At 69.8% G+C, this 11,822-nt stretch carries 15 protein-coding genes; 6 read left to right on the plus strand and 9 right to left on the minus strand.

Going from position 1 to position 11,822, the window contains the following annotated elements; genetic code table 11:
* Position 1 precedes the first annotated feature (1 nt).
* Positions 2-403 (minus strand): DUF805 domain-containing protein, encoded by a 402-nt coding sequence (locus tag Q8Q71_RS08020; RefSeq protein WP_305759059.1) that lies wholly within the window; start codon positions 401-403, stop codon positions 2-4.
* A gap of 117 nt (positions 404-520) precedes the next feature.
* On the opposite strand from Q8Q71_RS08020, the gene pheS reads away from it, so the two are divergent.
* The 4 genes from pheS (at position 521) to Q8Q71_RS08040 (ending at position 4,779) form a co-directional block, all read left to right on the plus strand.
* The gene (gene pheS / locus Q8Q71_RS08025) at positions 521-1,609 is read left to right on the plus strand and encodes a phenylalanine--tRNA ligase subunit alpha (RefSeq protein WP_305759060.1); all 1,089 of its coding nucleotides are present in this window, start codon (positions 521-523) and stop codon (positions 1,607-1,609) included.
* A 7-nt stretch (positions 1,610-1,616) separates the two neighbouring features.
* A complete protein-coding gene (locus tag Q8Q71_RS08030; protein ID WP_305759061.1) occupies positions 1,617-2,009 on the plus strand; it encodes a hypothetical protein in 393 nt (130 codons plus the stop codon).
* A complete protein-coding gene (pheT, locus tag Q8Q71_RS08035; protein ID WP_305759062.1) occupies positions 2,006-4,429 on the plus strand; it encodes a phenylalanine--tRNA ligase subunit beta in 2,424 nt (807 codons plus the stop codon). Before Q8Q71_RS08030 ends, pheT begins: the two co-directional genes overlap by 4 nt.
* An 83-nt stretch (positions 4,430-4,512) precedes the next feature.
* Complete coding sequence (locus Q8Q71_RS08040) at positions 4,513-4,779, plus strand: hypothetical protein (RefSeq protein ID WP_305759063.1); 267 nt, start codon at positions 4,513-4,515, stop codon at positions 4,777-4,779.
* Positions 4,780-4,819: 40 nt separating this feature from the next.
* On the opposite strand, the gene Q8Q71_RS08045 is transcribed toward Q8Q71_RS08040, so the two are convergent.
* Positions 4,820-5,194, minus strand: coding sequence for an ammonium transporter (locus Q8Q71_RS08045; protein WP_305759064.1), 375 nt, complete (start codon positions 5,192-5,194; stop codon positions 4,820-4,822).
* A complete protein-coding gene (locus Q8Q71_RS08050; protein ID WP_305759065.1) occupies positions 5,191-5,487 on the minus strand; it encodes an autorepressor SdpR family transcription factor in 297 nt (98 codons plus the stop codon). Before Q8Q71_RS08050 ends, Q8Q71_RS08045 begins: the two co-directional genes overlap by 4 nt.
* Positions 5,488-5,657: 170 nt before the next feature.
* On the opposite strand from Q8Q71_RS08050, the gene Q8Q71_RS08055 reads away from it, so the two are divergent.
* Positions 5,658-6,272, plus strand: coding sequence for an EipA family protein (locus tag Q8Q71_RS08055; RefSeq protein WP_305759066.1), 615 nt, complete (start codon positions 5,658-5,660; stop codon positions 6,270-6,272).
* A gap of 152 nt (positions 6,273-6,424) precedes the next feature.
* Here the strand turns inward: Q8Q71_RS08055 and Q8Q71_RS08060 are convergent, their stop codons facing one another.
* The 5 genes from Q8Q71_RS08060 to thpR all read right to left on the minus strand — a co-directional run bounded on the left by Q8Q71_RS08060 (position 6,425) and on the right by thpR (position 10,281).
* Positions 6,425-6,793: a bleomycin resistance protein gene (locus tag Q8Q71_RS08060; RefSeq protein WP_305759067.1), complete on the minus strand. Its 369-nt coding sequence runs from the start codon at positions 6,791-6,793 to the stop codon at positions 6,425-6,427.
* 194 nt (positions 6,794-6,987) lie between these two features.
* Entirely contained in the window at positions 6,988-7,866 is an 879-nt protein-coding gene (locus Q8Q71_RS08065) for an NAD-dependent epimerase/dehydratase family protein (RefSeq protein WP_305759068.1), read from the minus strand.
* Between the two features lie 9 nt (positions 7,867-7,875).
* Positions 7,876-9,111 (minus strand): NAD-dependent epimerase/dehydratase family protein, encoded by a 1,236-nt coding sequence (locus Q8Q71_RS08070; RefSeq protein WP_305759069.1) that lies wholly within the window; start codon positions 9,109-9,111, stop codon positions 7,876-7,878.
* A gap of 94 nt (positions 9,112-9,205) precedes the next feature.
* Entirely contained in the window at positions 9,206-9,745 is a 540-nt protein-coding gene (locus Q8Q71_RS08075) for a GNAT family N-acetyltransferase (RefSeq protein WP_305759070.1), read from the minus strand.
* Complete coding sequence (gene thpR, locus Q8Q71_RS08080; protein ID WP_305759071.1) at positions 9,742-10,281, minus strand: RNA 2',3'-cyclic phosphodiesterase; 540 nt, start codon at positions 10,279-10,281, stop codon at positions 9,742-9,744. The genes Q8Q71_RS08075 and thpR overlap by 4 nt, the downstream gene beginning before the upstream one ends.
* Positions 10,282-10,405: 124 nt before the next feature.
* Here thpR and Q8Q71_RS08085 point away from each other — a divergent pair, with 124 nt between their 5' ends.
* Positions 10,406-11,161 (plus strand): Bax inhibitor-1/YccA family protein, encoded by a 756-nt coding sequence (locus Q8Q71_RS08085; RefSeq protein WP_305759072.1) that lies wholly within the window; start codon positions 10,406-10,408, stop codon positions 11,159-11,161.
* Positions 11,162-11,263: 102 nt separating this feature from the next.
* On the opposite strand, the gene Q8Q71_RS08090 is transcribed toward Q8Q71_RS08085, so the two are convergent.
* The gene (locus Q8Q71_RS08090) at positions 11,264-11,596 is read right to left on the minus strand and encodes a DUF2794 domain-containing protein (RefSeq protein ID WP_305759073.1); all 333 of its coding nucleotides are present in this window, start codon (positions 11,594-11,596) and stop codon (positions 11,264-11,266) included.
* Positions 11,597-11,822 lie beyond the last annotated feature (226 nt).

The raw sequence follows: 11,822 nt of genomic DNA on the forward strand, positions 1-11,822 counted from the left end.
CTCAGGCAAACGTCTCGGCCTCATTCCGTCTCCCGGTTCGCGCGAGGTCGCCGCGCAGCACGGCCAGAACGCCGATCCAGCCGTAGAGCACGGCCGGCGAGGTGACGGCGGCCAGCGCCATCAGCCCGCCGGTAACCGCCACGCCCAGCCAGGCCGGCCAACCGATGTCGCGCGCCCGGCGCGTTACAAGGGCGGTCCAGCCCCAGAACCAGGCGACCACGACGAGAAGCACCAACAGGGTGAGAAGCAGGCCCACCAGGAGCGCGCCCTCGCGCGACGGGCCGCCCATCAGTACGGGAATGGCCGGAATCAGGGCCATGGAGAAGGCCATCGGACCGATGCTGAGCAGGGCGGCCGCGCCGATGAATTCCCGGCGGTTGCTCCGACCCCTGTACCCCAGCATGCGGGGACTCCTGTGCGGTGCCATGGTCGGCGGACCGGGTTCAGAATTCCCTGTCGAACATCCTTAAGCACGGCACGGGATGACGAACCGCGCGCGGGCCGCTAGACGACTGCGACCATGCCAAATCCTGACCCGGGCCTCGCCCAGCTCGAACTCGACCTGATCAACGCCATCGGCTCGTCGGAGACCGCCGCGGCGGTCGAGGAGCTGCGCGTCGCCGCCCTCGGCAAGTCCGGCTCCATCTCCGGCCTGCTCAAGGGCATGGGCGCCCTGTCGCCGGACGAGCGCCGCGAGCAGGGGCCGATGATCAACGGCCTGCGCGACCGGGTGTCGGCGGCGCTGGCGGCCCGCAAGGCGGAACTGGAAGGCGCCGAGCTGGACGCCCGCCTCAAGGCCGAGCACGTCGACCTGACCCTGCCGTCCCGCCCGCGCCGCGCCGGCTCGGTGCACCCGACCATGCAGGTGATGGACGAGATGATCGCCCTGTTCGCCGAGATGGGTTTCGCCGTCGCCGAAGGGCCGGACATCGAGGACGACTTCCACAATTTCACCGCCCTGAACTTCCCGCCCAAACATCCGGCGCGGGAGATGCACGACACCTTCTTCCTCAAGCCCGACCCGGAGACCGGCGAGCGCAAGGTGCTGCGCACCCACACCAGCCCGGTGCAGGTGCGGACCATGATGACGCAGAAGCCGCCGATCCGGATCATCGCCCCGGGCCGGACCTTCCGGAAGGATTCCGACGCCACCCACACCCCGATGTTCCACCAGGTCGAAGGGCTGGTCATCGATCGCGACATCCACATGGGCCATCTGAAGTGGACGCTGGAGACCTTCGTCGCCCGTTTCTTCGAGGTCGACGACGTCGACGCCCGCTTCCGTCCGCACCATTTCCCGTTCACCGAACCCTCGGCCGAGATGGACATCCGCTGCGACCGCTCGGGCGGCGAGCTGAAGCTGAACCAGGGCGACAGCTGGATGGAGATCCTGGGCTGCGGCATGGTCCATCCGAACGTGCTCCGGAACTGCGGCATCGATCCGGACGAATTCCAGGGCTTCGCCTTCGGCATGGGCGTCGACCGCCTGGCCATGCTGAAATACGGCATCCCGGACCTGCGCCCGATGTTCGAGGCCGACACCCGCTGGCTGGCCCACTACGGCTTCTCCGCCTTCGCCGCCCCCAATCCCGCCAGCGGTCTGAGTTGAGCCGCCGATGACCGACCCCGGCCAATACATGCCCTGGCGCCCGCTCGGCGACGGCCCGACCTATGAGCAGGAACAGATCTGGCTGCCCCAGCTGATCGCGCAGACCATGAGCGCCGGAAGCCCGATGATCGAGGGCAAGACCTTCATCGCCTGCCGGATCGAGGGACCGGCCGTCCTGCTGGCCGTCGACGGCTGCGAATTCGACGGTTGCGACATGGGAGTCACCGGCGGCGACGTGCGCAATCTTCTGCTGCGTCCGATGGGGCCCCAGAAGGTCGTCGGCGCCATCGCCTTTCGCAACTGCGTGTTTCGCCGCTGCGCCTTCTTCTCGGTCGGCTTCACGGGAAGCCCGGCCTTCCTCGATAGTTTTCTGACCATTCCCGGAGGCAGGACCTCGTGAAATTCACCCTGTCCTGGCTGAAGGAGCATCTCGACACCTCGGCGGAAATCGCGGACGTGGCCGGAGCCATGACCATGGCCGGGCTGGAGGTCGAGGAGGTCCACGACCCCATCGCCAGCCTGGCGCCCTTCACCGTGGCCCGGATCGTCTCGGCCGAGCAGCATCCCAACGCCGACCGGCTGCGGGTCTGCCAGGTCGACACGGTGGACGGGCCGAAGGAGATCGTCTGCGGCGCGCCCAACGCCCGCGCGGGCCTGACCACCATCTATGCTCCCATCGGCGCCTTCGTGCCCGGGCTCGGCGTGACCCTGGTCGAGAAGCCGGTGCGCGGCGTGGTCTCGCACGGCATGCTGTGCTCGGCCTCGGAACTGGAGCTGGCCGGCGACAGCGACGGCATCCTCGAACTGGCCGACGACCTGACGGTCGGGACGCCTGCCGCCGGCGTCTTCGGCGCCGAGCCGGTGATCGATTTCGAGGTCACGCCGAACCGGCCCGACTGGCTGGGCGTGGCGGGCATCGCCCGCGACCTGGCGGCGGCGAGCCTGGGCCAGCTGAAGACGCCGTCGGTCCTGCCGGTCCCGGGAGCGTACCCCTGCCCGATCTCGGTCCGGATCGAGGCGCCGGAGATGTGTCCCGTGTTCGCCGGCCGGCTGATCCGGGGCGTCAGGAACGGCCCCTCTCCGGAGTGGCTGCAGCGGCGGCTGACGGCCATCGGCCTGCGCTCGATCAGCCGGCTGGTCGATGTGACCAATCTGATCGCCTACGACCGCTGCCGGCCTGCCCACGTCTACGACGCGGCCAAGCTGGTCGGGAGCGAGATCGTGGTGCGCGGCGGGCAGGTCGCCCGGGACACCCCGAACCACGAGGGAGGCGAGCACGAGCATCTGATCGCCCTCGACGGCAAGACCTACACCATCGATCCGGCCATCTGCGTCATCGCCGATGCGAGCGGCGAGCGACCGATCGGCCTGGGCGGCGTCATGGGCGGCGAGAGCACCGGCTGCTCGGACGAGACCACGGACGTCTTCCTCGAATGCGCCTGGTTTGATCCGCTGGTCACGGCCCAGACGGGCCGGACCCTGTCGCTGAATTCCGACGCCCAGTACCGGTTCGCGCGCGGCGTCGATCCGGCCTTCGTCGTGCCCGGCCTCGAGCTGGCGACCCGGCTGATCCTCGACCTGTGCGGCGGCGAACCGTCCGAGGTCGTGGCAGCCGGGCAGGCGCCCGCCAGTCCCGCGCCCTTCGCCTTCGACCCGGCCCGCGTGGCCTCGCTCACCGGCCTGTCGCTGGACGACGACCGGATCGCCGAGATCCTCACCCGGCTCGGCTTCGAGGTCGCGCGTGGAACACCGTGGACCGTGACCCCGCCGTCGTGGCGCGGCGACGTCGAAGGACCCGCCGACCTGGTCGAGGAGGTGGCGCGGATCGAGGGCTACGGCGCCCTGCCCTCCACCCCCCTGCCTCATCTCGGCGCGCCGTCGCGGGGCGTGCTCAACCCGCGTCAGGCGCGGGTGCGGCTGGGCCGGCGGGCGCTGGCGGCCATGGGCTACGCCGAGGCGGTCACCTGGTCCTTCACCAAACAGTCGACGGCGGCCCTGTTCGGCGGCGGCGACGACCGGTTGCTGGTCGAAAACCCGATCGCGGCCGATCTGGACTGCATGCGGCCCTCGGCCCTGCCCAATCTGATCGAGGCGGCGGCGCGCAACGCCGCCCGCGGCCACGCCGACGCCGCCCTGTTCGAGATCGGCCCGATCTATCTGGACGACACCCCGACCGGCCAGCGCACCGTGATCTCCGGCCTGGTCGCGCCGAGCGCCGCCCGCCACTGGGGCGCCGCCCCAGAGGACGCCCTGTTTGGTCTCAAGGGCGACCTGATGGCCCTGCTGGAGGCGCTGGGCGCGCCCGTCGCCTCGCTGCAACTGGCGCAGGGCCAGAACCGCGACTGGTGGCATCCCGGACGGTCCGCGCGCCTGCAACTGGGCCCGAAGAACGTCATGGTCGAGTTCGGCGCCCTGCACCCGCGCGTGCTCAAGGCGCTGGACGCCGACGGCCCGATGCTGGGTTTCGAGATCGTGCTCGACGCGGTCCCCGAGCCGCGCGGCGCGAAGTCCAAAACGCGGGGGCCGGCTCATCTGGCCAACCTCATGCCCCTGACCCGCGACTTCGCCTTCGTGGTCGAGGACAGCAAGGCCGCGGGCGACCTGGTCCGCGCCGTCGCCGGCGCCGACAAGGCGCTGATCGCCGGGGTGTCGGTGTTCGACGTCTATCGCGGCGCGGGCATACCCGAAGGGATGAAGTCGGTGGCGCTGGAGGTGGTCATCCAGCCGCGCGAAGCGACCCTGACCGAGGCGGAGATCGAGGCCCTGTCGGCGAAGGTCGTCGCGGCGGCTGGCAAGACCGGGGCCGTTCTGCGCGGCTGAGGCCGGGGGCGGCGACGGGCGGTCGACCCGGCGAGGGAACCGGCTTCGCGCGGTCGCATTTGCGGACGGGAAGGACGCCGCCGATGAAACCGGACCGGATCGCCGGGCTGCTCGCCGCGGGCCTTGCGCTCGTGGCCTGTTCCCCGGAAAAGCCCTCGCGGGTCCCGTCGCCCGACACGCCCGGCGCGACGGTCGACGTGGCCGGAGATGCTTCGACCGGGTCAGATGTTCCAGCGCCGGAAGAGTCCCGGCCCGGGCGACCCGGGGCCAGGCTGGAACGGGTCGCCCCCGACCCGCAAGCGGGCGTCGAGCTGCCGGAGCCGCCGGTGCGGGTTCCCGAAAACCCCTGACGGCCGTCGATCGCCCGGGAGGGCGAACCCCCGGCGGCTATCAGGCGGCTTTTGCCTTGGCGCGCAGGGACAGGCAGTAGCCAAGCGTCACCGCCATTCCCGCCAGCACCGCGCCGCATCCTCCGATCAGCGCGACCGAGGTCGGGGCGAACGCCCACAGCCCGGCATAGACAAGCCCGCTCAGGGCCATGGACCAGCCTCCGACCCGCGCGGCCTGACGGGCGTAGGCGTTGGGGGCGAAGGCCTTGGGCATCCGGTTGCCGTACCAGGCGACCATGAGGCCGGTCGCGCCCAGGACGATCCGGGTGGTCGTCTCGGAGTCTATATAGCCCTGCTGCCGTGCGAAACTGGCGCCGAGCCCCAAGGCGACGAGGCCGCCGGCCCAGGCGAGGCTTCCGATCAGATCCTTGTTCATTGCGCAGTCTCCTTTTTTGGCCCCGGCGTCTCCGCGGCGGGCGTGAACGAATCGACGAAGCCGAGCAGCGCTTCCTCGAGCACTGAAAGCTTCAGGTGATAGATGACGGACTTGCCGGCCTTTTCGGCGTGCACCAGGTCGGCTTCCTTCAGCACCGCGAAATGCGCCGACATCGTCGGCCTGGAGACGTCGAACCGGTCGCTGAGTTCCCCCGCGCTCATCGGCCCGTTCTGCAGCAGCTGCAGCACCCGGCGGCGGGTCGGATCGGAAAGGGCCTTGAAAACCTGACTCATGATGTGACGTTTAGCTAATCGTCGAAATGAGTCAAGAGCCTCCATCCCCGATCACGCCCGGCAACCCCTCGTTAACCTCGCCGCCGCAAGGCTGACTCAAAGACCGGCGACGGTGAAACCCAGCGCCCGCGCGAGTCGGGCGGCCCGTCCCGCCTATCGGAGCCATCGTCATGCACCGCCGCCAACTGATCCTCTCCGGCCTCGCCGCCACCGCCGGCGTCTCGGGCCTGTCTGCCTGCGCCACCGGCGGCCAGGCGACCGATCCCGCCTATCCGATCGCTTCCGACCAGCAGGCCCAGGCCTATACCGCCGACGAACTGATCGCCGCCGGCTCGCGCGAGCTGGGCATCGCCGCCGAGGCCATCGGCGCGGCCATCGAGCGCATCTTCGCCGAACAGGGCGACCGCCCGACCGCCTACATCGCCGGCGAGGAGGCCTCCGGAGCCGCCGCCGTGGGCCTGCGCTATGGCCGCGGCGCCCTGCACATGAAGGACCTGTCGGCCTCGCAGGAGGTGTTCTGGCAGGGCATTTCCATCGGCTGGGACGTCGGCGGCAACGCCAGCCGGGTCTTCACCCTGGTGTACGGCCTGTTCCACCCGGACATGCTCTACCGCCGCTATCCCGGCGTGGAAGGCTCGGCCTATCTGGTCGGCGGCCTGGGCGTGAACTACCAGCGCGCCGACGGCATCGTCCTGGCCCCGATCCGCACCGGCGTCGGCCTGCGCCTCGGCGCCAACGTCGGCACCATGGCCTACAGCCGCCAGCGCAACCTGCTGCCGTTCTAGCCTCTTCGTCATCCTCGGGCTTGACCCCGGAGGATCAGACCGTCCGGTGCTCGGTGACAGGGCACGACCGCGCTCGCCGGGCCGTCTCACACGCACAGCCCGCTCCCACGTCTGATCCTCGGGTCAAGCCCGAGGATGACGGCGGGGAGGAGTCAACCCGACGGGTTCTGCACCAGCCGCAGCAGCGTCCCGTCCGGGTCTAACAGGTAGCCGATCCGCAGGCCCGAATGCTCCAGCGCCGGGGCTTGGAGCCGGGGAGAGCCGCCGGACCGCTCGGGCACGCCAGCCGCCTTGCAGACGGCATGGAAGGCGTCGACGTCGTCCAGCCGGAGGCAGGCGCTGAAGGAGCTCGTCGCCGGATCGAGGTCCGGATACGGGAAGAATTCCAGCTTCACCCCGCCGCGCATCAGGATCATCCAGCCGCCGTCGCGCCAGCCCTGTTCGAAGCCGAGCTTGCCGTAGAAGCGCGCGGTCTGTTCGAAGTCCCGCGAGGGCAGGTTCGGGGTGGCGTGGTCGGTCATCGGCTGGCTCCTTCCGCTGCGAATCTAGCACGCCGGACCGTCGGCGAGAGGGGTCGGAGGCGGGGCGTTTCCGGACATCGGCGGGCGTCTGTCCGGCATCTGCGGCGGCCAAACGGACCTTGTCCCGCATGTCGGCCTTGTCGCGGGGCCGATGTCGACGACGTCCTGGCCGAAATGTATCGAGCCGAGGTCGCCTATGTACTGGCGTCGCCGATCATCGCCTCCAGCCCCTCGCGCCAGGTCGGATAGAGCGGCCGCCAGCCCAGCTCGGCCTTGGCGCGGGCGTTCGAGAGCCGCTTGGAGTCGAGATAGAAGCGCCGCATCGCGTCGGACACCGAGGGATCGTCGAGGTCGACCTCGGGCGGGAGCGGGAGGCCGAGGCGGCGCGCGGCCGATTCCATGACCACGTCCGCCGGGGCCGGCTCGTCGTCGCACAGGATGTAGGCCGCGCCGGGCCGGGGGCGGGCCATGGAGGCGAACAGGCCGGAGACGGCGTCATCGACGTGAACGCGGTTGAACACCTGGCCCGGCTTGCGCACCAGCCGCGCCGTGCCGTCGCGCAGCCGGTCCAGGGGCGAGCGGCCGGGTCCATAGAGGCCAGGCAGGCGGAAGATCTGCACGGTCAGCCCCATGCCCTGTCCGGCGTCGAGCCAGTCGCGCTCGGCCCGGACCCGCCGCGCGCCTTCCAGACTGGCGGCGTTCAGCTCGCTGTCCTCAAAGGCCCAGCCGCCGGCGCGGTCGCCATAGACGGCCGTGGACGAGACGTAGCCGATCCAGTCGGGCCAGGACCCGGACGCCGTGATCGCGGGCAGCAACGCCCTGACTCCCGGACAGCCGGTCGCTTCCGGCGGCGCGGTGACCAGGATGGCGGAGGCGTCGGCGACCGCCGCGGCCAGCGCCGCCGCGTCGGCCGGATCGACGGTCGTGAATCCCTCCGCGTCCAGGGCCGCGCGGCGTCCGGGGTCGCGGCTAGTCAGGACGGCGCGTCCGCCCCGGCGAACGGCCTCGCGGGCCGCCGCCCGGCCCAGCCAGCCGCCGCCGAAGACCAGCAGGGATGCGGACGCGTCCGGCATGGCCGGGACTCAGGCCGACCGGGCGTGAACCGGGGCCTTGGGCGGAGCGGTCAGGGTCGGCTCGGTCTGCACCGCCTGCGCCCGCTTGCTGTTCCACGTCGAGACGCAGGGCACCTTGGACAGATCGGCGCGGCCGGCGTGGCGGCGGGCGATGTCGGTGACCTCGTCCAGAAGCCCCTGGGCCAGGGTGATCGGCTTCAGGCCGAGGTCGCGGAACTGGTCGTTGGCCACGACCAGTTCATTCTCGTCGGCTTCCTGGCGCGGATTCGGGACGTTGTGCACCTCGGCGCCCGTCATGTCGGAGATCATCGCGGCCAGGTCGCGGACCCGCCGGCTCTCGGTCATCTGGTTCAGGATCTTGACCCGCTCGCCCGACTTGGGGGGATGGGCCAGGGCCAGCTCGACGCAGCGCACCGTATCCTGCAGATGGATGAAGGCCCGCGTCTGGCCGCCGGTGCCGTGAACGGTCAGCGGATAGCCGACCGCCGCCTGCATCAGGAAGCGGTTCAGCACCGTGCCGTAGTCGCCGTCGTAGTCGAACCGGTTGATCAGCCGCTCGTCCCGGCGCGTCTCCTCGGTCTGGGTGCCCCAGACGATGCCCTGGTGCAGGTCGGTGATCCGCAGCCCGTCGTTCCGGGCGTAGAACTGGAACAGCAGGGCGTCCTGGGTCTTGGTCATGTGATAGATCGAGCCGGGGTTCGGCGGGAACAGGATCTCCTGCTCGGCCGGGCCGAAGTCGGTGTCGACCGTGACCTTCAGATAACCCTCGGGGATGCGCAGCCCGGCGGTGGTGTAGCCATAGACGCCCATGGTCCCCAGGTGGGTCAGGTGCACGTCCAGCCCGCTCTCGACGATGGCCGCCAGCAGGTGGTTGGTGGCGTTCAGGTTGTTGTCGACCGTGTACAATTTGTGCCGCGCCGACTTCATCGAATAGGGGGCGGCGCGCTGTTCGGCGAAATGAACGACGCTGTCGGGCTTCCAGTCGCGGATCAGGGCGACGAGACGATCGAACTCCTTGCCCACGGTCATATTGACGAAGTCCAGGGTCTGGCCGCTGATCTCCTTCCACGCGGCGATACGCTCGCCCATGGTGCGGATCGGGGTCAGGGACTGGACTTCCAGCTCGTTGTCGATGTTGCGGCGGCTCAGGTTGTCGACGACGCAGACGTCCCAGCCACGCGCGGACAGGTGCAAGGCCGTGGGCCAGCCGCAGAAGCCATCGCCGCCCAGAACAAGAACCCGCATTCGACCATCCCTCGTGATTTCCCCGACCTTGCGTAGCGGATGGCGACGCGGGGTCAAAGCCTGACCTTGTAACGCGCCAATGGGCCCGTCGGGCTCAGCCGCGCGTGCGCGCCCGCCAGTCCTCGCGGCTCTGGCCCCAGCGGTCGATGGTCAGCTCGTGGAACGGCGGCGGCAGCCGCGTCGGGCCCAGGTTGCGCGAGCCGACCCGCCCGGCCAGCCGTTGCGACGGGACGTTGTCCGGATCGATGCAGTGGATGACCTCGGTCCAGCCCAGTACGTCGAAGGCGTAGTCGATCGCCGCCGTCGCCGCCTCGACGCCATAACCCTTGCCCTGGGCGTCGGGATGAAGACCCCAGCCCACCTCCGTCCCCGGCCAGCCCTCGGGCCGCCACGGCCCGATCCGGCCCAGCCACAGGCCGGTGTCGCGCTCGACCAGCGAGAACATGGAGATTCCGGTCAGGCTCCAGGCCCCGGCCATGGTCATGAAGCCCCGCCAGGCCACGGCGGCCGGCTGGGCGCCGCCGAGGAATTTCGCCGCCTCGGGGTCGGCCATCATCCCGGCCCAGCGCGGGAAATCCTCCAGGGCGATGGGCCGCAGGATCAGGCGTTCGGTCTCCAGCACCGGTCCGGTCAAAGGATGTACTCCCGTTCGAGTTCGTAGTGGCTGCCGTCGTGGGTCAGGACGCTGGAGTACAGGCCGAAGCGGTCGACGCGGATCGGCGGCGAACGCAGCAGGTTGTGGCCGGCGATCCAGGCTCCGATCCGGTCCGGATTGGCGTGAGGCTTCAGATAGGCCAGCGTCAGATGGGGCCGATAGTCGCGGCGTTCGAGGACGACGGCGGCGCGCTCGGCCGCCGAGCGGCATCGTCCGGCCAGTACCGACAGGCGTTCGTTCGGCTCAACTCCCGCCCAGAGCGCCTGGGTGCGATGGCCCTCGCCGAAGGCCCCGACGCCGGCAAGGGCGATCTCGAACGGCCCGCCCGTCGCGGCCCGCTCCAGTTCGACCGCCAGATCGTCGGCGCGACGCGCCTCGACCTCGCCGTAGAAGGCCAAGGTGATGTGCAACTGCTCGGCGCCGCGCCATTTCGCGCCGGGCAGGCCGGTTTGACGGCGGGCGAGCGTCTCGGCCACATCGTCGGGAACGGACAGGGCGGTGAACAGCCGGATCATGCGACCCTTGGTAGCGGTTGGAAACCCGACGCCCAAGTCCGGTTTTCCTTGCGGAACGGGCGGACGCCCCCGATATTTGCGCAAAGGCCGGGATCGCCCGGCCCAACGGAGGACCGATCTCGCCATGAGCGATTTCAGAAACAGCCATTCCATCCCCGCCACCGCCGACATGTCGGTGGACGCGGGCCTGCGCAGCTTCATGCTGGGCGTCTACAACAAGGTCGCCCTGGGTCTGCTGGTCTCGGCGGCCCTGGCCTGGGTGACCGGATCCTATCCCCCGGTGCGGGATCTGCTGTTCTCGACCGCCGTCTTCCCCGACGGCGTGACCCGGCTGACCGGCATGACCCTGCTGGGCATGATCGTGGCCTTCTCGCCGCTGGTGGTGCTGCTGGGCTCCAACTTCGTGATGAAGAACCCGACCGCCGGGACGGCCGGCGGCCTCTACTGGCTGATCGTGGCCCTGATCGGCGCCTCGATGGGCACGGTGGTGCTGGTCTATACGGGCGCCTCGGTGATCCAGACCTTCCTGATCACCGCCGCCGCCTTCGGCGCCCTGAGCCTGTTCGGCTACACGACCAAAAAGGACCTGACCGGCTTCGGCAGCTTCCTGATCATGGGCGTGATCGGCCTGATCATCGCCTCGGTGGTCAACATCTTCCTTCAGAACTCGATGATGCAGCTGATCATCAGCGTTCTGGGCGTGCTGATCTTCGCGGGCCTGACGGCCTACGACACCCAGCGGCTGAAGATGACCTACTACGCCCTGGGCGGCGACCGGAACGCCATGGGCGTGGCCACCAGCTACGGCGCGCTGAGCCTGTACATCAACTTCATCAACATGTTCCAGTTCCTGCTGATGCTGTTCGGCGGCCGGCGCTGATGTAACGGGTGTCGCGGGTGTTTCGCCGCCCGTGTTCTCGGCGAGAAACCTCCACAAGCGCGACAATGCAGGAAGGGCCCCGGTGCGAACCGGGGCCCTTCTTCATTCCACGATGGTGAATTTCCGGCTGTCGAAGACGCGCAGGACCTGGGCCAGATCGCGGCCCCGGCGCAGCACCAGGCCGCCCTCGCCGATCACCGCCCACTGCCCCTGCTTCAGGCGAAGGGCCGGGCGTTTTTCGATGCGGTACAACGGCGCGTCCCCCGAGCGGCGAAACACCGCGAACTCGGCCACGTCCCTGTGCCCGACCATGGCGTAGTCGCGCCATTCCGCCGCGGCGACCATCCGGCCGTAGACGCGAAGGATCAGATCCAGTTCGCGCCGGTCGAAGAAGACCGGGCCGGGCTGGGACTGCAAATCGGCGGCGTCGCTCATCAGCATCAGGTTACGCCGCCGGTCTGGAAACACCAGTCTTGCCGGGGCCGGCAAGCAGCCGGCCTGCCGAACACTGTGTCGGGAACGCCGCGATGCGAACAAATCGTACCGAACACGAAATAGCCTCCGTTCGGCCCATCGCCCGCCCCCTTGGGGGGCGACACCCGATCCATCGGCTCGTTGGAGCCCGGAGCGGTTCCGGATCCTGAACAGCCCCCCCAGCCCC

The organism is Brevundimonas sp. (assembly GCF_030704825.1).
Taxonomy (GTDB): Bacteria; Pseudomonadota; Alphaproteobacteria; order Caulobacterales; family Caulobacteraceae; genus Brevundimonas.